The 24,607-nt window shown below is 38.5% G+C and carries 18 protein-coding genes; 5 read left to right on the forward strand and 13 right to left on the reverse strand.

What is annotated here, in order from left to right:
* Positions 1–13: 13 nt before the first annotated feature.
* The gene (locus PZB74_RS18180) at positions 14–2,452 is read right to left on the reverse strand and encodes a PAS domain-containing sensor histidine kinase (RefSeq protein ID WP_302238586.1); all 2,439 of its coding nucleotides are present in this window, start codon (positions 2,450–2,452) and stop codon (positions 14–16) included.
* Between the two features lie 443 nt (positions 2,453–2,895).
* On the opposite strand from PZB74_RS18180, the gene bshB1 reads away from it, so the two are divergent.
* Positions 2,896–3,615 (forward strand): bacillithiol biosynthesis deacetylase BshB1, encoded by a 720-nt coding sequence (bshB1, locus tag PZB74_RS18185; RefSeq protein WP_302238587.1) that lies wholly within the window; start codon positions 2,896–2,898, stop codon positions 3,613–3,615.
* An 89-nt stretch (positions 3,616–3,704) separates the two neighbouring features.
* Here the strand turns inward: bshB1 and PZB74_RS18190 are convergent, their stop codons facing one another.
* The 8 genes from PZB74_RS18190 to PZB74_RS18225 all read right to left on the reverse strand — a co-directional run bounded on the left by PZB74_RS18190 (position 3,705) and on the right by PZB74_RS18225 (position 15,060).
* The gene (locus PZB74_RS18190; RefSeq protein ID WP_302238588.1) at positions 3,705–4,469 is read right to left on the reverse strand and encodes a pentapeptide repeat-containing protein; all 765 of its coding nucleotides are present in this window, start codon (positions 4,467–4,469) and stop codon (positions 3,705–3,707) included.
* Positions 4,470–4,661: 192 nt separating this feature from the next.
* Complete coding sequence (locus PZB74_RS18195; protein ID WP_302238589.1) at positions 4,662–5,993, reverse strand: Gfo/Idh/MocA family protein; 1,332 nt, start codon at positions 5,991–5,993, stop codon at positions 4,662–4,664.
* 35 nt (positions 5,994–6,028) lie between these two features.
* Complete coding sequence (locus PZB74_RS18200) at positions 6,029–7,084, reverse strand: formylglycine-generating enzyme family protein (protein ID WP_302238590.1); 1,056 nt, start codon at positions 7,082–7,084, stop codon at positions 6,029–6,031.
* 142 nt (positions 7,085–7,226) lie between these two features.
* On the reverse strand, positions 7,227–7,619 hold the full coding sequence (locus PZB74_RS18205) for a DUF2141 domain-containing protein (RefSeq protein WP_302238591.1): 393 nt from the start codon (positions 7,617–7,619) through the stop codon (positions 7,227–7,229).
* 66 nt (positions 7,620–7,685) lie between these two features.
* Complete coding sequence (locus PZB74_RS18210) at positions 7,686–8,753, reverse strand: Gfo/Idh/MocA family protein (protein WP_302238592.1); 1,068 nt, start codon at positions 8,751–8,753, stop codon at positions 7,686–7,688.
* A gap of 276 nt (positions 8,754–9,029) precedes the next feature.
* Positions 9,030–10,388 carry a glucoamylase family protein gene (locus PZB74_RS18215; protein ID WP_302238593.1) on the reverse strand — a complete coding sequence of 453 codons (1,359 nt, stop codon included), beginning with the start codon at positions 10,386–10,388 and terminating at the stop codon, positions 9,030–9,032.
* A 69-nt stretch (positions 10,389–10,457) separates the two neighbouring features.
* On the reverse strand, positions 10,458–11,990 hold the full coding sequence (locus tag PZB74_RS18220) for a RagB/SusD family nutrient uptake outer membrane protein (protein WP_302238594.1): 1,533 nt from the start codon (positions 11,988–11,990) through the stop codon (positions 10,458–10,460).
* 4 nt (positions 11,991–11,994) lie between these two features.
* Positions 11,995–15,060 carry a SusC/RagA family TonB-linked outer membrane protein gene (locus PZB74_RS18225; RefSeq protein WP_302238595.1) on the reverse strand — a complete coding sequence of 1,022 codons (3,066 nt, stop codon included), beginning with the start codon at positions 15,058–15,060 and terminating at the stop codon, positions 11,995–11,997.
* Between the two features lie 246 nt (positions 15,061–15,306).
* On the opposite strand from PZB74_RS18225, the gene PZB74_RS18230 reads away from it, so the two are divergent.
* From PZB74_RS18230 to PZB74_RS18240, 3 genes are all read left to right on the forward strand, one after another.
* On the forward strand, positions 15,307–16,005 hold the full coding sequence (locus tag PZB74_RS18230; protein ID WP_302238596.1) for an SDR family oxidoreductase: 699 nt from the start codon (positions 15,307–15,309) through the stop codon (positions 16,003–16,005).
* Between the two features lie 117 nt (positions 16,006–16,122).
* The gene (locus PZB74_RS18235; protein ID WP_302238597.1) at positions 16,123–17,751 is read left to right on the forward strand and encodes an AAA family ATPase; all 1,629 of its coding nucleotides are present in this window, start codon (positions 16,123–16,125) and stop codon (positions 17,749–17,751) included.
* Positions 17,738–18,979 (forward strand): McrC family protein, encoded by a 1,242-nt coding sequence (locus PZB74_RS18240; protein ID WP_302238598.1) that lies wholly within the window; start codon positions 17,738–17,740, stop codon positions 18,977–18,979. Before PZB74_RS18235 ends, PZB74_RS18240 begins: the two co-directional genes overlap by 14 nt.
* 2 nt (positions 18,980–18,981) lie before the next feature.
* On the opposite strand, the gene PZB74_RS18245 is transcribed toward PZB74_RS18240, so the two are convergent.
* Positions 18,982–19,551: a DNA-3-methyladenine glycosylase I gene (locus PZB74_RS18245; protein WP_302238599.1), complete on the reverse strand. Its 570-nt coding sequence runs from the start codon at positions 19,549–19,551 to the stop codon at positions 18,982–18,984.
* A 289-nt stretch (positions 19,552–19,840) separates the two neighbouring features.
* Here PZB74_RS18245 and PZB74_RS18250 point away from each other — a divergent pair, with 289 nt between their 5' ends.
* On the forward strand, positions 19,841–22,051 hold the full coding sequence (locus PZB74_RS18250) for a TonB-dependent receptor plug domain-containing protein (RefSeq protein ID WP_302238600.1): 2,211 nt from the start codon (positions 19,841–19,843) through the stop codon (positions 22,049–22,051).
* 45 nt (positions 22,052–22,096) lie between these two features.
* Here the strand turns inward: PZB74_RS18250 and PZB74_RS18255 are convergent, their stop codons facing one another.
* From PZB74_RS18255 to PZB74_RS18265, 3 genes are all read right to left on the reverse strand, one after another.
* Complete coding sequence (locus PZB74_RS18255) at positions 22,097–22,975, reverse strand: alpha/beta hydrolase (RefSeq protein WP_302238601.1); 879 nt, start codon at positions 22,973–22,975, stop codon at positions 22,097–22,099.
* Between the two features lie 331 nt (positions 22,976–23,306).
* Complete coding sequence (locus PZB74_RS18260; protein WP_302238602.1) at positions 23,307–23,759, reverse strand: BLUF domain-containing protein; 453 nt, start codon at positions 23,757–23,759, stop codon at positions 23,307–23,309.
* A 289-nt stretch (positions 23,760–24,048) separates the two neighbouring features.
* The gene (locus tag PZB74_RS18265) at positions 24,049–24,534 is read right to left on the reverse strand and encodes a GbsR/MarR family transcriptional regulator (protein ID WP_302238603.1); all 486 of its coding nucleotides are present in this window, start codon (positions 24,532–24,534) and stop codon (positions 24,049–24,051) included.
* Between the last annotated feature and the right edge of the window lie 73 nt (positions 24,535–24,607).

Genomic DNA, 24,607 nt, shown 5'->3' on the forward strand with positions numbered 1-24,607 from the left:
ACTAAGCGAATCGTTAAGCTTTAGATTGTATCTGCTCTGACTGGTGAAAAAATACTTTAAAACTGGTGCCCTGATCTAGTTGGCTATGCACTTCAATTTTGCCACCTGCATTATCAACAATTTTTTTGACAATATATAATCCTACGCCTGTTCCTTCAACATGATCGTGTAGTCTTTTGAACATTGCAAATATCTTCTTTTCATTACTAATATCCATACCCAGTCCATTATCTTCTACGGATAAAACAAGATATTTTCCTTCCGGATAACAATTTATTTTAATTACAGGCTTTCGTTTTGGAGATCGGTATTTAATAGCATTTGAAATTAGATTGTATACTATGCTTCTGGCATTTTTAGCAGAGAAATAAATTAAGCCATGATCTTCTATCTGCATCTCAAATTCAGCACCTGCTTCCTCAATCATATAAGTAAGATCCTGTTTTACTTCTCTAACTACTTCAGCAATATCTACTTTGGTAACGTCTTCCCCTTTGCCTTCTCTTTGCACTTTAGTAATTTGAGTAAGATCATTTACTGTTGTCTTAAACCGCTGAATAGACTTGCTGATCATGGAGAGTAGCTTATTAATCATCGGATCTTCCTTACTATCTTCAGGAAGCTTCCTATGAATAGCAGAAATCAGCCCTTCAATATTAGATATTGGCGCTCTCAGGTCATGTGAAGCGGTATAGATAAAATTATCAAGGTCTGCGTTAATATAATTCAACTGCTGATTACTGGCTGCCAGCTCTTTATTACTTTTCTTAATCTTAAAATTAGCCTCTTTTAAACCATCTATTGCCGAGGCTAACTCTTTAGATAAGAGCTGTAAAGCTTCTTCCGCTATCTTTCTTTCATGTATGTCAAAAACAGCGCCTACAAAACCCTGAAATTTCCCCTGATGATCAAAATTGGGCATGGCGGTATCAATGGCCCAACGATATCGGCCATCTACTCCCCGCAAGCGATAGGTAAGCTCAAAATGAGTTTTGCGGGTATTGGCATCCATAAAAATATCTTCCGATAGCTGGGCATCTTCAGGGTGTACAGCAGTTAGCCAACCAAAACCCAAACCACTTTCTTCATTCTGTCCGGTATAGTCATACCATTGTTTGTTAAGGTAAGTACAATAACCATCCGGACGAGTTACCCAGATCATAACTGGTACATTATCTGCCATCATTCTAAAGTACCTCTCACTCTCTTCTATCTTATGTAATGCTTCTACCTGATCAGATATATCAGTTACCAGAGTATAAAAACCCTGAACCTTACCATTCTGGATATCAGGAACATAGGCAGATCGTATGTATTTAACAAAGTCTTTACGATAGGGCATTCGTGACTCAAACTGTAAATTCTCACCACTTAAAGCACGCTGAATATACCCTTTAACTCCATCATATGCTTCCTGCCCTACTACTTCCAGTATACTTTTACCTAGAAGCTCATCCGGATTTTGATGAAACCAAGACTCATACGCCTGATTTGCGAAGCGGTACTTTTGTTCACGATCTACATAAGCTATCAGTACTGGCATAGCATCTGTAACCAGCCGAAGCTTTCGCTCACTAATCTGAGCGTTCTGTCGTGCCTCTACCTGGCTGGTAACTTCAGTTACAACCTGTATGATTCCTACCACTTGCTGATCGGTATTTCTCAGCGGATGATAACGAGTATTAAAATAGCACTTTTCTTTACGCCCGTATCTTCTAATTTCGGCTTCAATTTCATGAGCCTCAAAGGGCTTTCCACTATAATATACTTTATTTAGAATGTCTTCATAGCCTTGCTCTTTCAGCTCAGGTAGTATTTCAAAAACAGGTTTGCCAATTAAATCTTTTGGCTTTTTACCCACTATGCTGGCAATACCAGGGTTAAATAACTCTACTATAAAGTCTTTGCCTCGGTAAATACCGATACCTACTGGGGCCTGGTTAAAAACAGCTTTCAGGTTTTCTCTTTCTGTTTCAGCTTCCTGACTTGCCTCAGCTTCGCGTAGTGTTAGCTCCTCTATATACTGTTCACTTTTAATTTTTTCTGTAACATCACTTACTTTATGAATGATATAGTCTAGTTGTCCATTCTCGTTGAGCACTGGTGTATTTACTGGCAACCAGTACTTTTCTTCAAAGCCGCCTCCTTTAGCCTTGGGGCGGGGCACATCATAGCGCTGAAGAGCCATATTGTGAGGCTTAAGCTTACTCTTTACTTCCTGTAATGAACTATGAAGATTTTTTACTGAATTAGCCTGAGGAGTGTCTGGGTTATCAGGAAATACCTCAAAAATATGCTTACCTATTATATCGGCTCTTGCGGTTAAGGTTGCTTCTAAGTAAGCATTACTGGCAGTAATAATATAGAACTCAGGATTGAGTATAAGGTATAAGTCCGGTACAGTTTCTAAAGCTTTATACTTTGAAGATTGTATGGAAGTATTTTTGGTCATGAACAATACCAGTTAACGTCTAAAAAATACAGAACTTAACTAAGTTCCGTAAATTGAATAAATCAGCCTAATACAGAGGAATGATACCTAAATCAATTTGTAACTCAATAATATTGCTGTAAAAATGTAAAGCTATGCTATTTACAATAGTTCAACATCCTGAAAGCATGAAAAAGTACCTTCAAATAAAATAGCTAAACGAAGTGAGACAAAGTTAAAAAAAGCTTTCCAAAATTAGATTTTGTGAGTAATACTCGCTCTAAATTAAGATTATTATTTATATGATTTTGCAAAAAAAATACCACTATTGATTTCAATCACTATATAACTCAAACATAGCTATTTTCGTTGGGTTTAGTTTAGAGATATGAAAATTTATTCATATTCTTTATTATTTTAAACTTAAATACTTAAGCAACTCAATATCAATTAATTATATTTTTATGAAATTGGATATACTGGTCATTACCGTTCACCCGGATGATGCAGAATTAGGATGTGGAGGTACTATTGCCTCTCATGTAGCTATGGGAAAAAAAGTAGGTATAGTAGATTTAACACGGGGTGAAATGGGTACCCGAGGTACCGTAGAAATTCGTGAGCAGGAAGCCAACGCAGCCTCTAAAGTTTTAGGCGTCAGCGTAAGGGAGAACTTGGGTATGGCTGATGGTTTTTTCGCAAATGATAGGGAACACCAGCTACAGCTCATTAGAGCAATTAGAAAATATCAGCCCGACCTGGTTATAGCAAATGCTATCAAAGATCGTCACCCAGACCATGGTAGAGCGGCCCTCTTAGCTAAAGACGCATGTTTTCTTTCCGGTCTTAGAATGATTGAAACCAAGGACGAAGGAAAAAGTCAGGAAAGCTGGCGTCCTAAACAAGTGTGGCACATGGTACAAAGCATGTATATCACTCCAGATGTAGTGGTGGATGTATCCGCGCACTGGGAGACTAAAATGGAAGCTATCCGCTGTTTCAAATCTCAATTTGATGCTTCTGAAGGTGATGATCCTGGTACTTTTCTTACTACGCCTCTCTTTATGAAATTTGTAGAGGCGCGCGGTCAGGAGTACGGACATGCGATAGGTGTAGCTTATGGTGAAGGTTTTACCAATGATAAGCAATTAGGGGTAGAGTCTTTATACGATTTTAAACTTTAATTTTATATCATCAGGATATAGAAAAAGCCTGTTTCAGATGAAGCAGGCTTTTTTGTTAGGCATGTAGTGTGGGGTCTGATGGAAATAGACTAACGTTTACGCGTAAGATAGGTCGTAAATTCTTTACCATCTACCGATGTGTATTTGAAATCTTCATGACCATTAAACGAGACATTATCAATATTTAGCGGACTGGAAAACTTGGTGTATTTAAAATTTGCCAGGCTATTGAAAATGGCACTTTCAAAGTCTACACCTTCGGGAAAGTTCGCGTATTTAAAATTTGCTTCTTCTTCAAAAACTGTGTGGGCGTAATCTGGCTGATCTTTAAATTTAGTGTACTTAAAGTTTGCAGCTTCCTCAAAAATGCTTGAAGAAAAATCTGGCCCATCTTCAAATTCCGCATATTTAAAATTAGCTTCTCTACTAAAAACACATCGGCTAAAATCTGCTACTTCTTCAAAATTTGAATATTTAAACTCGCTCTGTCTATCAAACACACAGCTTCTAAATACTACATCTCCTTCAAAATGGGCTATATAGGTATTATTATTATCACTATAGTACGCCAATACGTTATCTTTAAATCTACACTTTATAAACACTATACTATTCTCAACTGTACTTTCATATTGTTTATTGCTATCTCCAAACCAGCTATCTCCTTTCTTTTTAGAAGTTTGATTCTCTAAGTCGGTAAGGTCTAGCTCTCCTTCAATAATAGCGTTTTCGTAACGTACTGATTCACCAGCATTAATCTGGCGTACGATCTCTGCTGCCTTTATAGTTTTTTGAGCTAAAGACGGTGTGCTGATAATAAAGAATAGTGCGAGAGGAAAAAGTAAGACTTTCATAGGTCAGTTAGTTAAGGTTTTCAGTACTATAGAATCTTCAATGAATATGCCAGCTAAAAAAAGTACTTAGAGAAGGCTGATAGGGACTGTATGCCAAAACTAAGTGTTCACTTTCGTGCTTTAATGTCCGCAATCGCACAAAAAAAGGCCCTATCTGAGATAGAGCCTTTCTATTGATCGGGATCTGTATTGTTAGATCACTTTAGTTTTTCCAGGTACTGGTATTGGGTATTTTCCATCAGGGCCAGGTACTACCGGAGGGTTAGCATCCCAACTAAAGGTTTGAGGTACCAGGCTCATATTTGAGTTTAGAGCCTCTTCCCAAGTCACCACTTTACCTGAGTAAGTTGCCATTCTACCCAATAAAGCGGTCATAGTACTTTTTGCGCCATTTTCAGCATCAGCTAAAAGCTCATCTCCACTTACTATAGCTGCAAAAAGCCTGTCGTGCTCTACCTGATAAGGGTTAGGATCATTTTTACCACGATGCTTCCAAAGCGTTTTTCCGCTATGGTCGCTGATCATAGTAGCACCATCGGTAGTAGCTCTGCCCTTAGTACCTACCAGGCTTTCAGATACTTTGTTCATGCAGCCTTCCTGATGACGGCACTGGCTATTGATCATGGTACCATCTTCGTAATGAAACTCTACAAAATGGTGGTCAAAAATTTCTCCATGGTCTTTTCCAGTACGTACTTCACGACCACCCATACCCTGAGCCTTAACTGGATATGCCTGCTTTGCCCAGTTAGCTACATCTATATTGTGAATATGCTGCTCCATAATATGATCACCACATAACCAGGTGAAGTAGTACCAGTTTCTCATCTGGTATTCCATTTCCGTTTGCTGAGGCTGACGTTCACGAACCCATACCCCACTGCTGTTCCAGTATACCTGACCGCCAACAATATCTCCGATCTCACCGGCATGGATTCTATTCATCAGCTCCAAATAGCTGTTTTGGTAATGGCGCTGAAGACCTACTACTACGTTAAGTTTATTCTGCTTTGCCTTCTGGGCCACATCTAAGACCTTACGAACACCCGGAGCATCAACAGCAACTGGCTTCTCCATAAATACGTGCTTGCCCTGATTTATAGCTTCTTCAAAATGAATGGGTCTAAATCCGGGAGGTGTTGCCAGCAGCACTACGTCAGCTAAAGCAATTGCATTTTTGTAGCCGTCAAAACCTACAAACTTATGCTCTTCGGGTACATCTACCCTACCGGACTCACCGTGCTTCTTCATTAGGTTTTCGTAGCTGTCGTCCAGGCGATCGCGGAACGCATCTGCCATGGCTACCAGCTTAACGTCTTCTTTTACACTTAGCGCCTGAGCTGCGGCACCGGTACCTCTACCACCACAACCAATCAGGGCTACTCTTAAAGTTTCGTTACCACCTACAAACGCACTGGCGCTTACAGGTAGATGGCTAAGAAACATTCCACCAGCAGCGGCTGCGGCAGAGCTTTTGACAAACTTGCGGCGGTTGATGTTCTTATTTGGCTCAAAATTTTTCATGAGAATAATAGGTTTGTTGTAAATTATTGTTGGCTTTAAATATCTTCTATTGGTTCGGGCCAAAAAGCTTCTATGTCTTTTTCTGCCGGAGGATTTAAAGGACGTATAATACGGAAGCCTACATGACGAGCATCAGTATGCCACCAGTTACTTTTAGGAATTTGAGGATCCTGCTGTTTCCAACGTGGATTAGACGGGATACGAGAGGCAGAACGCAAGGTCTCAGGATCATCGTCATAAGAACCACCTCTAACTGTACGAGGGTATAGCTTAGTAGGCACATTGTAGGGTACCTTAACACCATCACCCAAAGAGGCGTAGAACTCAGGGTTATATTGATCTAGTGTCCATTCAGATACATTTCCATGCATATCGTATAGCCCCCAGGGGTTAGGTTTTTTAGTACCTACTTTTTCGTACCCTCCGTAGGTATTATCATAGTACCATGCGTACTCGTCAATATCTGCGGGATCGTCGCCGAAGAAATAAGCAGTTTCAGTGCCGGCACGGCAAGCGTATTCCCACTCAGCTTCGGTAGGCAGGCGGTAAAAGACACCGGTTTTGGCGGTTAACCATTTACAAAACATCTGTGCAGAATACTGTGTCATACAAATGGCAGGGTATCCATATTTACCCATACCAAAGCTCATATCCAGATAAGGCGGCGTAGGGCGAGATACAGCATCAACTGAGGGTATATTGGCACTTTCCAGTCCACCACTTTCGGTTGCTAATCTTTTTTCCTGCTCCTGAAATACGAAGATTTCAAACATATCCCAGGTAGTTTCGGTACTTGCCATCCAAAAAGGCTCTATACCCACTTTTACCTGCGGCCCTTCGTCGTCTTTGCGTTTATCTTCAGAAGATGGACTACCCATCATATACTCACCACCCTGTATGGGTACCATATCAAAAGATACCTGACTACCAGGAATGGTCTCCGTATAGGGTTCAAAGGCAACGTTCTTTTCCTTTACACTCCAGAGTGATTTTATTCTGTGTGAGGGTAATAGAACAACACTGACTAAAACAATTATTAAGGCTCTGTTGAGTAAGTTAAGTTGTGCATAGCACTGCTTGCTTCGCTTCATTAGAGCATTCAACGCTCTATTAGATCTGCTTTTCATTTAAGTGTGAAGAATTAGATAGAAATGAATGATTGGAAATTATTCTTTAGTTACAGTTCAAAATTTAGCAAAAACCACAAAGAGCATCAACCTTTTACAGTTATTATTAACTTACACGTACATCTACCTGCTGGTTATTCTGGTCAATGGTAACAATAGCATTTTTGTATTTAGGAGCGCTTAGTTTGGGATTATAATTATTTGAAAAACCATAGGGTTCGGTTGGTATTCCCATAAAATTAGTATCCAGCTCATTGTTGGAGTTTTTGTCGTGATATACAGCAATCGCATATTCACCATGTGGCACCTTGTCAAACACCACTTCTACCTCTCCGCTTTCTTTTAGCTGGTAGCGCTGAGCCATAAAAGGCTCTTCCAAAAATGTATCGTTGGAAGCATACAAAGCAACCTGGACTAGGCCTTCGTTGCTTTGTATACCACTTACATTAACTATAATTCTGGCGGTATTATCCGCTCCTGTAGGTCTAGGAATAAACATTCCTATTACAAATATGAGTTGTAATATGTATAGCATGTAAGTATAACTGAAAAAACAAGGTCTTGATTATTTCAGCTCTACAGTTTTTCCGGTTTTGAACGACTCATCAGCTGCCAGTACTATTTTCATGCTGTTAATGGCATCCTGATGATGCTGGGACAGGTCCAGATCTTCTTTGATAGCTTTTAAGAAAAGTTCTTGTTCCAGGTCACACAGCCCCTGATGATCGGGTTCATCAGCAGTGCTTACAATTTCATCAGGAATAGTAAACTTACCTTCAGTATCGCGATCTGCTTTATGCACTTTTAAAGCATTAGTTTTAGAGTGAGCATCTACATCGTCAGAAGCACTTTGCGAATCCATAATGCTTACACAGCCTTTAGGGCCTACTACATCTTTTACAAAGAAAGCCGTTTCGCTCATCATAGGTCCCCAGCCAGCTTCGTACCAGCCTACGGAACCATCACTAAAAGTAACCTGAAGCTGTCCGTAGTTATACATACCTTCCTGAATCTCGTCAGATAAACGCGCCCCAATCGCACTCACTCTAATTGGCTGAGCTTCGGTCATCAGGCACATTACATCTACATAATGTACTCCACAATCTACTATGGGAGACATTGACTTCATCAGGTTTTTATGCGTTTCCCAGGTAGTGCCACTGCTCTGCTGATTTAGGTTCATACGCATTACCAATGGCTTACCCAGCGTTTTAGAAATTTCTATGAACTTTTTCCAGGCAGGGTGAACTCTAACGATATAACCTATTAATAGCTTTTTGTTGTATTCTTTGGCGGCTTTAGCAATCTCCTCGCACTTTTCTACAGTTTCCGCAAGAGGCTTTTCGCAGAATACGTGGGCACCAGCTTTAAAGCTTTTAAGAATATACTCATAATGTGTATCAGGATAGGTATTGATAGAGACTGCATCAGCTTTTGTAGTCTCCAGAGCAGTATCAATGTTGTCGAACAGTGCTATGTTTCCACCTAATTCTTCTGCCAGTTTTTCTCGGCTGGCAGCTCCACGGCTTACCAGTCCAACAATATTAAATTCCGGCATTTTGTGATAGGCTTTGGCGTGTGACGCGCCCATATTACCGCAACCTACAACTAATACATTGATAGGGTTACTCATAATAAAAGTCGTTCTATTTGTGTTTTACAAAAATTATAGAACTGTAATAATAGTCATTTTTTAAGGCTAAGCCTTAAAGATTGCCACTTTTTTAAAGACATTTAAACACAGTAGCTCATTTGTTGAAGAACTACAAATTGCCGTACAAAGCGAAGCTTATGAAGCTGCAAAATTTTCATTTGAAAAATTCATCTTTGTAGTTGAGGCTTTAGTTAGGCGCATAAAAAAAGGGTACAGCTACACACTATACCCTCCTTTTATATTTAGGTATTTAAATTAGTATTCAAAACCTAATTTATCCAAGCCATTCTTAATTTCAGGGCTAGACATAAACAATTCCCAAAGTAAGCCGGAACGGTGGTTTTCTATCATCACCGGAATGGGCCCCTGGTCTATGGCCAGATAGCGAGGCAAATACCATTTATGTTCAACACTAAAAGCATCATAGGGTCCATATTGACCTACCAGGCTATCAGCTTCCTGATATAAGAATTTGGCCATAGCCATACTTTCTTTAGGTGTATAAGGGAAAGAAGATAAAGCTGCAGTAGGAGAAATGACTCCCAGATCATTACCAGGACGATGGCCAGCATAGCCATTCATAGAATAGCTGGAGGTGAGCCCCCACACATTTTCACCATAAGCTTTATAGCCTTCAGGATTTTCCACACTGTATTTATGGTGTATAAGCGCATGGTTTTGTACTAATTTCCAGTACTCTCCGTAGCGGTCTTTCAGGTTTCGTGGATCAAGTCCCAGATAAGAGTAATGCGCCCAAAACAATGGCCCGATAGGCGCATCATCATGTTCATAATAGTCTAGTACCAAATCATATCCAAGATATTCCTCTTGACTTTCTATAGCTCCATTGCGAGCCCAACCTTCATGATATACTTCTGGGGCTATGCTATGGGTCGGAGATGCAGCAGCCAGCACATACATAATGAGTGCTTCATTATAGCCTCCAACGGGAAAATTCATTTCCCATCCATAGTTGGGAGACCAGTGCCAGTATAATACGTTTTTACCCTGAGTGTACCAGTCCCACTCTACTTCTTCCCATAATTTGTTGATTTTATCTACTAAGGCTTGTTCTTCTTCGTTACCCTCCTGAAAGTATTGCCTTACCGTAAGAAGCCCCTGAATCATAAATGCAGTCTCTACCAGATCCCCTCCATCATCTTTCTGACTGAAGGCTTTAACCCTACCCGTTTCACCATTAAGCCAGTGAGGCCATACACCATGAAAGCGATCGGCACTTGCCAAAAAATCCACAATTTTATTTAATCTACCAAATCCTTCCTCCCGGGTGATAAATCCTCTTTCAATGCCTACAAGTATGGCCATAACGCCAAAGCCTGTACCCCCAAGGGTAACAATATGCTTGTCATTTTGCGGATAGATATTATCGGTGTGAAAACGCTCTCTGGCCATGCCGGAGTTAGGTTCTGCACCCTCCCAAAAATAGTTAAAGGTCTGGTATTGTATAGTGTCTAATAAAGCCTCGTCTGACAGTGAAGAATAGCCTACGGTCTGCTCTCTCTGTGCTGTACTTTCTGCAGCCTGTTCCGTACTGTTGCAGGCCATAGCTGTGGTTAATAAAGCTATAGTTAAGATTAGGTTATTAAATTTCATTATTGCTACACTTGAATAGAAATTCTAGAAATAAAACCAGGGCGCAAGGCCCTGATTTTGTATAAACACTTACCAGTTTTGATCCTGCTTTAGTATTCCTTGTGAGATGTCTATCTGAGCTTGAGGAATAGGAAAAGTAGCATGCTTATTAATATCAAAACTTGTTTTTCCATTAGAGTGAAAAATTTCTGTGGCTCTTCCAGGTACTACTTCATTCTGACGGATAATATCAAAAAAACGATGACCCTCCATTGCTAGTTCAACTCTTCTTTCATGCCAGATAATTTCTCTCAATTCAGATTGAGACGTTTCAGTAATATCAGGTAGTACATCTGGGTTACCACCTCTCGCTCTCGCTCTTACCATATTTAAATGCGTAAGAGCTTCAGATGTTTTGCCGAGCTCATTTGCTGCCTCAGCAAAGATTAGAAGTACATCAGCATATCTTAAAAAAATATAGTTTGTCGGTGAGTTATCAGGGTATCCTGCAGGATGCAAGTCAAATGGCAGCATCATTTTTTTGTTGGCACGCGGTTGTGCTCCCTGATCCAATGGTAAAATATAAGGCTCATCTGCACCCTCTAGCGTATCACCACTGTAGAAAATGGTAGCTGTTCTACGTGGATCACCTTCTTCATAAGTGTTAGAAAGATCTTCTGAAGGGCTATTAAAACCCCAGCCAAAACTACCTCTAACTCCCTGCCACTTGGTATATTCATTAGAGATGGCCCGATCTTCTCTCTCAATAATCTGGGCTTCAAAAATAGATTCTATACCATTTTCCTGCTCTGGAAAAAACAGTGCGCGATAATCTGGGTATAAATCATATTCTCCTGACTGAATTACTGCTTGTGCATGATCGTAAGCGCTTTGATAATCCTGTTGGAAAAGATGTACTTTGGCTAATAAGCTTTGAGCAGCACCTTTAGTTGCTCTACCTAAATCTGAAGGATTGTACTCACTTTTCATGGGCAGTACTTGTACAGCTTCATTTAAATCAGATATGATAAATTCGTATACTGCATCAACTGGAGATTTGTCAACCGCTACACGAGCATCTTCAGGATCGGTATACACCTTATCAATAATTGGCACTTCGCCAAATACTCTTACAAGATCAAAATAATACAAAGCTCTTAGAAAACGAGCTTCAGCAATCAAACGACTCTTTAAATTCTCGTCCATATCAATATCAGGAACATTGAAAATTACCTGATTTGCCCTATTGATACCACGATAAGAGCCTACCCAATAGCCATTTAGCTCTCCCACAGTAGGGTCGTACTGAAAAGTATTGATAAGCTCTAAACGAGGGAAGCTACCATCGCCAGGTGTGCTACCTACATCAGCATCATCTGAAGGAAGCTCTTTTACAGCAAAGTAAGGAAAACCTAATACATCCCAACTTCTTAAATGAGAGTATGCTCCATTAATTGCCCTCATAGCCCCTTCTTCGTCAGCAAATAATGTTGCTGATGAAGGTGTACCTAGAGGTTCTTCTTCCAAAAACTCATCGCTACAGGAAGCCAGCACAACTACAAACAGAGCTGATAATAATAAATGATAAATATTTTTAATAGTACTCATATGTATCTGATTCATGAGATTAAAAAGTAACATTCAGTCCAACTTTATAAACAGATGTCAGTGGATAAACCATACGGTCTATTCCTGCTGCTAATGTTCCACGAGTTGGGTTATTGGCATCATTATATAAGTAAGTACTTTCCACCTCAGGGGTAAATCCATTGTATTTTGTGAAATACAGTAGATTATTTCCACTTACATAAAATCTAATGTTTTGTGTTGAAAGTCTTTCTGCAAGGTCTGTCGGTAAGTTATAGCCGATTTGTACGTTTCTTATTTTGACAAAATCGCCATCTTCTACGAATCTGGAAGAAACAAAGTAGTTCTGTCCTGAACCCAACGTAATTCTTGGATGGGTATTACTGGCACCTTCTCCAGTCCAACGATCAAGATAAGATTTATCAAAATTGTCTAAGCCTGAATATCTTTCTTGCTGTTTAGCATTATAGATTTTGTGACCAAACATGCCATTGAAATCTATAGAAAAATCAAAGTTTTTGTAGTTAATCCCTAGGTTCAATCCACCAGTAAATTTTGGAATAGGAGAACCCAGATAGGTTCTGTCACTAGCATCAATCACACCATCGGGCCCCGTTGTAAGGTTACCATCAGCGTCTGTACCATTAATGTCTTCAAAAATTAAGTCTCCGGGAACAGCATTATTTTGTGTAGGAGCATTGTCAATCTGGGCTTGGTTTTGAAATACACCAATTACATTATATCCATAGAAATACCCAATTGGTTGTCCTACTATTGCTCTGGACACATTATTCCCAGCTCCTATGTTTCCTCCTACTAGTTGATCTCTACCCCCTAAGTCTAGCACTTCGTTATGTATAGTAGTTCCTACTAAACCTACATTAAATCCAAAATCACCAACTTGCTTATTGTAGTTCACTGAAAAGTCTACACCTCTATTGAGGACTGAACCCACGTTAGCATCAGTGGGACTAAGACCGACAGTGCCTGGAATTTCTACTGTCACAAGTATATCATCAGTCTCACGATAGTAATAGTCTACTTCCATATTAAGGCTTCCGTTTAACAAACCTAATTCTATACCTACGTTTGTTTGCGTAGCAGTCTCCCAGGTAATATTAGAATTACTAAGTTGAGTAATAGTACTACCAGGTTGTAGCTGACCACCAAAAATAGCATCGTAAGCTATACCAGTTTGAGCCTGTGCATAGTATTGATAATCAACTATTCTCTGGTTACCGATCTGCCCCCAGCTACCTCTTAGTTTAAGATTATCTAACCACATGGCCTGATCCAGAAATGGTTCATCAGCAACATTCCATCCTAATGCAAATGAAGGGAAGTAGCCCCACCTTTGATCTGCAGGAAATTTAGATGAGCCATCCGCGCGAAAAGTTGCTGTAAACAGATACCTATCCAATAGCGTATAGTTGGCTCTAAAAAGATAGGATGAAATAGAAGCTGCATTTGCAAAATTAGAATTAGTGGCTCCTTCTGTTTCACCTGCGCTTAGGTACCAGAGGTTAGGGTCATCAGAAGGAATATTTCTTCTTGATCCACCCAGAGATTCAAATTTTGTTCTTTGAGCAGTCACCCCTGCCAACAAGTTAATATAATGATCTCCAAAGGTTTTATCATAGTTGATTGTATTTTCCCACAACCAGTCAAACCATTTACTCCACGTTTTTTCTACTCTGTTTACTTCATTTCTTTGGGTTGGAGACACAAAATAATCCGGGGTAAAGATTTGATTTTCAGTATTTTCATAATCTATACCTAAGCTGGTTTTGAAAGTAAAATCCTGCAAAAAAGAGACTTCACCGTATACATTACCTACTATTCTCTGACCATCAGTAGTATTATTAAAATAGTCAAGACCTGCTGCCGGGTTACCTGCCCCTGAATTCCCTGAAGGAGCATAGTCTCCATTTTCCAGTTTAACTGGCACTATTGGGCTTACCCGGTACGCATGCTGTAGCGTAGTGTTATTAGGGTTGTCTTTAGAATACCAAGAGGTTGAAATATTATGTCCAACGCTAATAAAGTCATTTAACTTGTATCTGTTATTGAGCCTGATGGTATATCTTTCAAAATCCGTTTTCTCTAATACACCTTGCTGCCTGAAGTACCCAGCACTTACGAAATAGTTAGCTCTATCTGTACTTTGATTAAATGATAACTGATAATCTCTTATGGGTGCTGTTCTAAATATTTCATCAAACCAGTCTGTACCTGAGCCCAAAGTATCTGGGTTATAAAGTGCATTTGCACCGGTATTTATTAATCCTTCGTTTACCAATTGTGCATACTCACGAGCATTTACCATCTCAAAGTCATTGGAAACTACATTTTGAACACCCTCATAAGCATTTAAAGTAAAAGAGGGCTCAACAGAACTACCTTGCTTTGTAGTGATGATAATTACACCATTAGCTCCTCTTGAACCATAAATAGCTGTAGCAGATGCATCTTTTAATACTTCCATAGATTCAATATCGTTGTTGTTCAGGAAGTTTATGTTATCTACAAATACACCATCTACAACGTATAGAGGATTACTATTACCTAGAGTACCTACTCCTCTAATTCTTACGTTAGGTTCCTGACCAGGGACGCCCGAACTGATTACGTTTACACCAGCAGCTTTGCCCTGTAAGGCTTCAGAAGGATTTGCCGCACCAATTTTAGTTATCTCTTCAGATTTGACGCTGGAAACAGAACCGGTAAGGTCGCTTTTCCGCTGTGTACCATAGCCGACCACTACAATTTCACTAAGAGTTTCTATGTCTTCCAGCAAATTAACATTGATTTGCGATCTGCCATTGATTGCTATCTCTTCTTTGTTATAGCCAATGTAGGTAAAAACCAATGTATCTTGTTCTGCGGCGCTAATTGTATAATTGCCATCCAGGTCAGTGACAGTTCCTCGCGAACTCCCTTTGATGACCACGTTTACTCCTGGCGTTGGCATTTCATCGCTACCACTAGTTACTGTACCACTGACAGTAGCCTGCTGTGCCATTGCCGGGCTGACTACCAATATCAGCAATAAGAGCCGAATTGTAACCACCCCAAAAAACCTAAGATTTATCTTGGAAATGTTCATAAAGTGTTTGGGTTAAAAAAATCAATAAACATTAAAAATTCCGGTGCAAAGCTGGCAATTGATTATTAAATATGAAAATATTTCTCATATGGAAATATTTAATTTTTACTAAACAAAGCCATACTCTCCCTGGTTTGTTCAATTTTTTTATGTACACCTCTTTCTTTTTCCTCTTAACCGAACAATTGCCGTTATTGATTATTAATATTGAAGCAATATTATTTTTTGATCACTACAAATGTTGATATGAGTTTACAAAACAAAAAGGCTATAGTTACCGGTGCCAGCAAAGGCATTGGCCTCGCCATAAGTAAAGCACTCCTAAACGAAGGTGTAAGTGTAGCCGGTTGGAGCCGTTCTAAACCTGATTATAATCATGCTAACTTTCACCATGTAGCTGCAGACCTTGCCAATGAAGAAGAAGTTGAAAAAGCTTTTTGGGTAAGCCAGGATATGTTGGGCAAGGATATACATTTTTTGATTAATAATGCTGGGCTGGGTTATCGTGGTGCTATAGAAGAGATGCCTATTGAAAAATGGAAGCAGCTTTTTGATATCAATGTGCATGGACTTTTCTACGTCACTAAAAGAATAGTACCTGAGATGAAACGAATGCAAGAGGGGCATATTATTAATATAGCATCTGGGGCAGGCAGCAATGGAATTCCTAATATGGTGGCATATTGCGGCACCAAGCATGCAGTAGTCGGTATCTCCCATTCCATGCATGCCGAATTACGTAATGATGGCATTAAAGTAAGCTGCTTATCACCGGGCTCCGTCTACTCAGACTTTGAGAAAAACATGGGAGTTGAAAAATCTGATAAAAACAAGATGATGCCTGAGGATATTGCTTCTGCTGTTATTCATGCGCTGAATACCAGTCAAAATTTTCATTATGTTGATATGGAAGTGAGACCTTTACAACCCAATAAAAAATCTTAATATTAATTTTATTGTATAGCTAAGTGTGCGGTATTCGGATTACAGCACACTTTTTTTATACCCAATTGGCTTTTGAAGCTCTTTTGAACGACGGCCAAGTTTACCTAACTTTGACTAATGAATGAAATCATGGTCTTACCCCCTCTGAATCAGATTTTTTATGGTCCTCCAGGTACTGGAAAAACTTTCCATAGTATACGTGAAGCAGTCCGTATTGTAGAACAGCTGGATAAAGACAGTTTTGAAAGTCAGTACCCCGTCAGCCAGCAAAATCTAGTACAGCAAAAATTTACCAGGTATCAGAAAGAAGGTAAGATTGCCATTATTACATTTCACCCTTCTTTCACTTACGAGGATTTTGTTGAGGGACTTAAGCCATTCAAAAACGAAAAAGATGATCTGTACTATGACATTGAAGATGGTATCTTTAAACAAATTTGCCTGAATGCTTCATACTCTCTTTACCAACATCAACAGAAAAGATTACTTGAAAAAAATAGTGGTCAGTACAAAAGAAATTTTGAGGCAATTTACTATGAGTTTCTGGACTATCTGAAACGTATGATGCGGGATGATAGCCAGGAAGTTATTTTTGAGACTAAATCTGAGAAACCGCTTTTTCTGGTAGACATTAATAAAAATGATACACTCCAATTCAGGTATGAGCGTGGATCACGAAACTATGGTGTTACTAAAGCCAGCATGGCCCTGATGTATCGCCATTTTGATTCTCCAGAGGATATAGTTCATGTAAATGAAGATATTTATAGAGTTACAGGAAAAAGCAATACCAGTTTATATTGGTCTGTTTTTAACAGACTTAAAATATTTGAAAATACGCGGAATACTACCTATAATTATTTACTCAGTAATCGTAGGTTGATGGGAAGGCCGGTAAATGATGAAATATACCAAAACATGAAACTCGAAATCAGTAGTTTTGACTATGACCAATTGACTACTGAAGACCATAAGCAGGCTGGTAAATTTGTACTAATTATTGATGAGATAAACAGAGGCAACATTTCCGCAATTTTGGGTGAATTGATAAGCTTATTGGAACCTGATAAACGTATTGGTCAGCGTAGCGGATTAACCACTATACTACCCTATTCTCGGGAACGCTTCGGTGTTCCTCCTAATTTGTACGTTGTCGGAAGTATGAATACTGCTGACCGTAGTATTAGCGCTTTAGATACAGCACTACGAAGAAGATTTGTTTTTTCTGAAATGAGGCCTCAGCCTTATATTATAGAAAAGCTTGCAAAACAAGAACTTGCTGATAATGAGGATCGTTTGACTATCGCGGCAGATACCAAAGGACAATATGTCAAAAAGAACAATAGCCGTAAAAAGCTTCACAAAGCACTTAGCCTGGAAAAGCTATTACGGATGATTAACGCCCGATTGGAAAGTCTGATAGATCGGGAACATACCATAGGTCATGCCTATTTTATAGACATATACAAAGCTGATGATCCCATACAAAAGCTACGCGAAGTTTTCTATCAACAACTTATACCCTTACTACAGGAATTTTTTTACGAAGACTATAGTAGAATGCAATTAGTGCTTGGTAAAGATTTTTTTACAGTCTCGGAAACTGAATTAGACCTATTTTTTCCTGATACAGATGATGAATTTGCTAGGTTTAATGATAATCTCATAAAAAAGACGTATGTTTTGCGTGAATTAGACGATAAGCAATTTGAACAGGCTGTCAGGAGAATTTATGAGAGAGACTAATAGCAGACGTATTCAAATCCTTGAACACCAGAGATTAAAAATAGGCGAGTACTATCATGGTGTATTGTTTACCAGACAAGATTGGCAGGCTTTACTTAATGAAAGTGAGAGGCATTATCCTCCATATTTTAAAATCACTCATAATGGTATAAAAGCTCTTAATTATGTAGGCTTTGTTAGTGTACCCGGTCTTACTTTAGAAATCTTACCTAAAACTTCCATTTCTAACAAAAATGGCCTACATAAGCTTCTGCTTGATATGCTAGCCTATTGCCAGATGATTCCGCCTATACACAATGAGCTTTTATTATCATCTGCTCAAGGTAGTTTACACCAATACTTTATTAGCGCATTTGTGGAAGAAGTGGATCAGCTAGTAAAAGAAGGGCTGCTTAAAAAATACCGTACTGAAGTTCGTAACCAAAACAAATTTTGTGGAAGAGTGAAACTGAGCGAGCACATCAAACACAACCATACTCATAAGGAAAGGGTCTATGCCGAACATCAGTTACTTGATGAAGACCATCACTTACATCATTTATTGGCTTCCGCACTTAATGTTCTGGATCAAACTTTTTTAAGTCAGGATTTACAATTTAGAATTGCTCGTTTGCTGCATGAATTACCTAATGTAGATAATTTTAAAAAGCAGCTCTCATTAAATTGTAAATTTCAATACCGTGAAAATAGGTACAAAAAAGCTATGCATTGGGCTCAGTTTGTTCTAAACAAGTTAAAGCCAAGCTTTTCTTTAGGTCAGCAGCATAGCATTAGCTGCATGATAGATATGCAGGCTCTTTTTGAGAAATACGTGGCTAAGCGTTTGCAGGAAGCTGCTATCAATTTAGATTGCCGTGTTCAATTTCAGCCAAAAAGTAAATTCTGGATGAAGCGAAGCATCCGACCAGATATGGTTTTGGTTACCCCTGAACAAGATAAAGTTATACTGGATACCAAGTGGAAAATTTTAAAAAATGCACAACCGGATGATGCAGATCTGAAGCAGATATACATTTATAACCGTATCGTAGGGGCGCGTAGGGGAATTTTACTATATCCAGAACAGGGAGATATTGAAGCCTATGCGTCTGACTATTACCACCCGGAAGATACAGCGGTAAGCTGTGAGTTAGCATTTGTGAATTTAGTAGATAAAAATACAGGTCAGCTTTCTACGGCTTGGGCAGATGAATTATTAGCCAAAATTTTAGCGCAAGCTTTAGTTTAATATCACAATTTTGCTTTTCTCCAACAGCTTACCAAATGATCATCTACCATTCCACAAGCCTGCATAAAAGCGTAACATATGGTAGATCCCACGAACTTAAACCCTCTCTTTTTTAAATCACGACTCATAGCATCCGACTCCGGACTGGTAGCAGGAACATCTACTAAGGTTTCAGGATAATTAATGATGGTCTGATAGCCGGTAAATCTCCATATATATTGATCAAAAGTACCAAACTCTTCCTGTATCTGAAGAAAGGCCTGCGCATTGGTAATAGAGGCTAAAATTTTCAGTTTATTACGTACAATACCCGCATCCAACATTAATCGTTTAAAATCCTTATCGCCGTAGGCAGCTATTTTTTCAACATCCCATTGATGATAAGCTTTACGGTAGTTTTCTCTTTTTGTAAGAATAGTATACCAGCTTAGCCCTGCCTGTGCTCCATCAAGAATGATTTTTTCAAACCATTGTTTATCATCATGTACAGCTACCCCCCACTCATGATCGTGATAATTTTTATACAACTGATCTTTTAAGCACCAGTCGCATCGCTTTGGTTCTTTTATCATTCTATAAAAATTTGTAAAATTTAACAATTATAGTACTTATGCATGACAATATATTACATTTCTCATATTGAAAAGTGTAGAGAGAGCATTAGTCAATATATACTATTTCTACTAGTTACAAGCAATTACTTTATACTCGTGCAAAAAATTTACATATAAAGGTAGAGAATTTTATAAGGATAAACTTAAACATTACCCTCCTTCTGCAAGCAAAACTTAGGTTTTTATATTCTGTGCCAACAGTTTAAAATTGTATTATTAATAATTCTCACCAAACATTATTTACCCTATGAAAAGTATTAAGGCTAAGGTATTGGCTTTTCTGCTCGTTACAGGTATGCCATTATCCGACCTTTTAGCTCAATCTCAGAGTGATGACCTATTCGAAATGTCTTTAAATGATCTGATGGACATAGAAATAGTATCAGCGTCTAAAAAATCTGAGAATGTCTTTGATACCCCGGTATCCAGCTATTCAATTACTAGAAGTGAAATTATTAACTCAGGCGTTACTTCTATACCTGAAGCTTTGAGACTGTGTCCCGGAGTGGTAGTTAGAGAAACGACAAATGGTAATTATGATATTCACTTACGTGGGTTTGACAATTTGCCACGTTATACAATGCCATTTGACCAGATGAATCTTATTACCCTGGTCATGATTGACAACCGCCCTGTTTTTAATTACAATATGGGGGGGACAAACTGGGAGTCATTACCAATAGACATTGTAGATGTAGAAAGAATTGAGGTTGTAAAAGGCCCCACTTCTCCCCTTTTTGGTCCAAATGCAGTATCAGGTGTAATAAATATCATTACTAAAAAGGCAAAAAACCAAGGTCTTTATACTTCAGCTAATGCTCAATTGGATCAACTGGGTTCAACTTTAGGCAGTATCGCCATAGGTAATAAATTTAATGAAAAGTTTAGCGTCATAGCTTCGGCCAACTTTCAGGACAGAAAAAGACATGATGACCTTTATTACTTCTACGCAGAAGATCAGTTTGTAGAAAACGTATCGGGAGCCAATAATGCGGAAGAGGCTTATCCTGACACTGAATCTTCTCTGGAAAAATTTGGTGCTAATGCTTTTATATCTTATGAAGCTACAGAAGATGCAGGTGTAAATTTATCTTTAGGTTTACAGGATGCAAGAGTACAACGCCCTTACTTACCGGAAGAGGCGGCATTATCATTTAACAGCAATAATAGTAAGTATGTAAATCTGAACGCATACTACCTGGGTCTTAATGCCAGAGTATCCTACAATAACGGTTATGATAATTTAAGGCTAGGTTCCTTCTCCTCCAATGGTACAACAATTTCTACAGAGTATGACTTTGATGTAACTGATATCATGCTTGATTACCAATGGATGGTTAGCAAAAAGCTTAGTTTAAGACCTGGCTTTAATTATCAGAATGCTACCTATGATGATTCTCAATATGCTAATCAATCTCCAAGTGGAGGTTTCCTGAATGACAAGAGAACGGTAACCTCTACCGGAGGTTCATTCAGGGTTGACTACTTTCCTATAGAAAACCTAAGATTAATTTCGGCAATCAGAGCAGATAAATTCAATGTGCCAGATAAGCTCTACACCTCTTATCAGTTTGCATCTACTTATAAAATAGCAGATAAGTTTTTACTTAGAGCATCACATGCCAAGTCTAATAGTGGAGCATTTGTAGCTAATACTTCCTTAAATATTAATCTATCAACAGATTTAGCATTTGATGGCCCAGGTAGTGGTCCATTTGTTATTTCCCAGAGTCATGGTAATGAAGATATCAAGTTGACTACAATTACAGCTACTGAGATTGGATTTAGAGGACAGATTAGAGAGCACTTCCAGCTAGACCTGGAGCTTTTTTATCAGGAGATTGATAACATCAGCATGATTGTTAAAAACAACACAACTTATGAGCCTACTGGCCTGGAGCCACCCTACCCTCCTGTGATCCCAGTATTGATTGAAAACAGATACGAAAATCTTCCTTTGACAGGAATACAAAATGGATTAACCTTATCTGCAAACTACGTTGCTAATAGTAAACTACAGTTAAAACCTTTTATAACTGTTCAGCATACAGAAGTTAAAAACTTACCTCGTGCAACTAACAACATGCCGTTAGATCCAGTCACTAATCCGGGTAACCTATCTATAACAGATGATCTGGATCATGAAAGCACACCAAGTGTATACGGAGGAGGATTTATTAATTTTGCCGCAAGTAAACGACTTAATACTAATGTTAGTGCCTATTTCTTCGGTAAGCACACCCAATATACTTCATTAGACAATGACCCTAACCGTAATACCACAGTGAGAGAAATAGACGGAAAGATGTTACTCAATGCTAAAGTATCCTACGTTCTGATAGACCATTTAAAACTCTATTTGAGCGGACGTAACCTATTGAACCAGGATGGCCGAGAGTTTTACGGAACAGACAGAATCAGTGCTACTTATTATGCTGGATTAAGTTACAATTTCTGATTTAGAAGTTGTTGAGAATGAAGAAGGGCTCATAGAGCCCTTTTTTTATAGTTTAATATTATTCAGCCAATCATAAAATAATTCTATCCAATTATCAGAAGGAAGGTGTTGAGTTCTCATACCAAAACCATGGCCACCCTCTGCATACATATGCAACTCTGCCTGATTTCCTGCTTTAACCCAGTCCTGATACAAATCTATACTATGAGGCGCTAACCCCAGCTGATCATTACTAGCAGCTAGAATAAACATAGGTGGAGCATTATTAGGAACCTCGTTTTTTATAGTCCATTCATACTGTAAATAGATAGGAGCAATAAAGTTAGGTTTTGAAGTATTATTGTAATTATATGCTACCGAAGCGGTAACTGTTCCGCCAGCTGAAAAACCCATAATGCCAATCTTATTCACATCAATATCGTACTCGCTGGCATTATTACGCACATAACTCACGGAATTAAGACCATCTTGTAAAGCCAGTTTGATTACTTCTTTAGTTTTTCTTTCTCTTTCTTTCTGATCCTGAGAGTCAGAAAAAAGTTCTTTAACCGGGTCGTCAGAAAGAGTTTCTACCAAACGGTACTTAAGAACAAAGCAACTTATACCCTTTCTGTTGAGCCAGCGTGCCACATCATATCCTTCACTATCTATAGAGAGCGCTTTAAATCCCCCACCCGGACAAATGACAACTGCGGTACCATTAGCCTTAGACTTATCCGGAGCAAAATAGGTTAAAGTAGGTTCAGTTACATTATAAACTACTCTGGTATTCCATGAATTGTTATTGTTTTCCGCTTCCTTTTGAGTCCAACTCTCAGAACCCGGAGCAGCGCCTTTGTATAGTGGAATAACTTTATCTTGCGCGTAGAGGCAATTAGTAAGCATGGTAATAGCAAGAATTGTGAGGAGTAAAAAATTTTTCATAAGTAGGCAGTTGTTTGATTTGCAAGTAATTGTTCATCAAGCTCTATTCTAGTTACATAGATTACAGTAAAGGTCAATACAAATTAAGCTAATACTCAATATAGTAGAAAATTTAGCTTTTTTCTGTAGCTACACCCCAAGAAAGGCAGTTAGTTGGTAGAATACTGGTATTTAGTGCCTGGCAAATCAATACATTTAACGTAAACTCATAGGAATGCTAAAGTTTTATCAAAGATCTTAAGAAATGAGATAGTTCTCTAAATAGCTGGAGTTAAAAAAAAGTAGAGCACTTCATGTACTCTACCTTTGATCATGTTTAGCTTTTATCTGTTTATCCCACCTGAGGGGCATTTCTCATGAGCTTAATTTTTTGAACCATCTGGTAGATATTCTTTTTTAAAGTATCCAAAGCCATAAGCTCCGTTTTTACATTAAAAACTATCCATTGGATCATGTCTTCAAGATGTGCTTGTTCAGACTCTTCATCATCCATATAGCGCATGGCCCACCCCATAAATTTTCTTTCTTTGATATTTCCGATATGTAAAAGATTGATGACGGTGTGCCTATGGTCATTCTCAATTGCGTTCATGAGTGTTGTAACTTCATGCCTGGAACCTTCCAGATACTGAAAAAAAACACCTTCGGTATAACATAAATATCCGCTGATATCTAGCTCTGCATTGTGATGACGAGCCTGGGTAGCTAATTTAGAAAATTCAGGTCTGTTGAATTCGCTACGGGATACACTTAGGTAAGCAATGGCGTACAAATCATTTAACATAGTACTTAAGATTAAAAAATTACTGAAATCAGTTAAAAAAATAGTATTAATTACTTATACGCTAAAGTCAGTTTGAGGTTAGTAACTTTACATGTTTTTTCAGTCTAATGTATCATTCAATTTATCAGGATGAATTTTAATATTATCTAAACATGCCAACATTAGCATTATATAAGGTTGTAGTTTGATGAGATTTAGTAAACATAATCTGTTTTTGTATTATCCTTCTTAAACTGGTATAAAATTATTTTATCATCAGTATCAGTATTTTTACTCAACCTCTTATTAATTACTTCAGCTGTTCTCTTCTTTCTTTTTTAATTTTTTCCCAACGTTCAAACATTTTCGGTATCTCCGTTTCAAAATAGAGATACATATCACGAACTTCTTCAAGTGATGAGGCCAGCTCATCTTTATCATTTGCTGAACGAAGCTCCAGCACTCTATTGAGTATACCTACCATTGCTCTAAACTTATCATGAACATTGATTTGCGCAATCCAGCGATCTGGGGCTACACTAAAGTAGCGTCTGCGATCTCCGGGAATAGTTTTGTACCTGATCATATCAATTTGGCCAAGATATTTTAGCGATGTACTAATCGTGCTCTTGCTAGCCTGAAGGTGATCTACTATTTCGTCAAAAGAGCGGTGAGGTGGATCTGATAGCATAAGGTAGGCCAGAACCCTGCCTGCCATAGGAGTAATGCCTAGCTCGTCTAATACTAAACCTAGGTTTTCTGTTTCGTACTGTAGTTCTTCTTCTGTCAATTTCATTTGTGTGGATACGCTTAACTTTAAAAATAGTTTTATTAGTTCGGTATTAAAAGAACCAGGCATTAAATTTAAA

It is taken from the genome of Porifericola rhodea (assembly GCF_030506305.1).
Lineage (GTDB): Bacteria > Bacteroidota > Bacteroidia > Cytophagales > Cyclobacteriaceae > Catalinimonas > Catalinimonas rhodea.

What these genes read in the sequence shown, in the direction of transcription:
- PZB74_RS18230 (WP_302238596.1), top strand. Translation starts at nt 15,307, where the DNA reads ATGAGTTTACAAAACAAAAAGGCTATAGTTACCGGTGCCAGCAAAGGC.
- PZB74_RS18180 (WP_302238586.1), bottom strand. Translation starts at nt 2,452, where the DNA reads ATGACCAAAAATACTTCCATACAATCTTCAAAGTATAAAGCTTTAGAA.
- PZB74_RS18205 (WP_302238591.1), bottom strand. Translation starts at nt 7,619, where the DNA reads ATGTTTATTCCTAGACCTACAGGAGCGGATAATACCGCCAGAATTATA.
- PZB74_RS18255 (WP_302238601.1), bottom strand. Translation starts at nt 22,975, where the DNA reads ATGAAAAATTTTTTACTCCTCACAATTCTTGCTATTACCATGCTTACT.
- PZB74_RS18250 (WP_302238600.1), top strand. Translation starts at nt 19,841, where the DNA reads ATGAAAAGTATTAAGGCTAAGGTATTGGCTTTTCTGCTCGTTACAGGT.
- PZB74_RS18245 (WP_302238599.1), bottom strand. Translation starts at nt 19,551, where the DNA reads ATGATAAAAGAACCAAAGCGATGCGACTGGTGCTTAAAAGATCAGTTG.
- PZB74_RS18240 (WP_302238598.1), top strand. Translation starts at nt 17,738, where the DNA reads ATGAGAGAGACTAATAGCAGACGTATTCAAATCCTTGAACACCAGAGA.
- PZB74_RS18210 (WP_302238592.1), bottom strand. Translation starts at nt 8,753, where the DNA reads ATGAGTAACCCTATCAATGTATTAGTTGTAGGTTGCGGTAATATGGGC.
- PZB74_RS18215 (WP_302238593.1), bottom strand. Translation starts at nt 10,388, where the DNA reads ATGAAATTTAATAACCTAATCTTAACTATAGCTTTATTAACCACAGCT.
- bshB1 (WP_302238587.1), top strand. Translation starts at nt 2,896, where the DNA reads ATGAAATTGGATATACTGGTCATTACCGTTCACCCGGATGATGCAGAA.
- PZB74_RS18195 (WP_302238589.1), bottom strand. Translation starts at nt 5,993, where the DNA reads ATGAAAAATTTTGAGCCAAATAAGAACATCAACCGCCGCAAGTTTGTC.
- PZB74_RS18260 (WP_302238602.1), bottom strand. Translation starts at nt 23,759, where the DNA reads ATGTTAAATGATTTGTACGCCATTGCTTACCTAAGTGTATCCCGTAGC.
- PZB74_RS18265 (WP_302238603.1), bottom strand. Translation starts at nt 24,534, where the DNA reads ATGAAATTGACAGAAGAAGAACTACAGTACGAAACAGAAAACCTAGGT.
- PZB74_RS18220 (WP_302238594.1), bottom strand. Translation starts at nt 11,990, where the DNA reads ATGAATCAGATACATATGAGTACTATTAAAAATATTTATCATTTATTA.
- PZB74_RS18200 (WP_302238590.1), bottom strand. Translation starts at nt 7,084, where the DNA reads ATGAAGCGAAGCAAGCAGTGCTATGCACAACTTAACTTACTCAACAGA.
- PZB74_RS18235 (WP_302238597.1), top strand. Translation starts at nt 16,123, where the DNA reads ATGAATGAAATCATGGTCTTACCCCCTCTGAATCAGATTTTTTATGGT.
- PZB74_RS18190 (WP_302238588.1), bottom strand. Translation starts at nt 4,469, where the DNA reads ATGAAAGTCTTACTTTTTCCTCTCGCACTATTCTTTATTATCAGCACA.
- PZB74_RS18225 (WP_302238595.1), bottom strand. Translation starts at nt 15,060, where the DNA reads ATGAACATTTCCAAGATAAATCTTAGGTTTTTTGGGGTGGTTACAATT.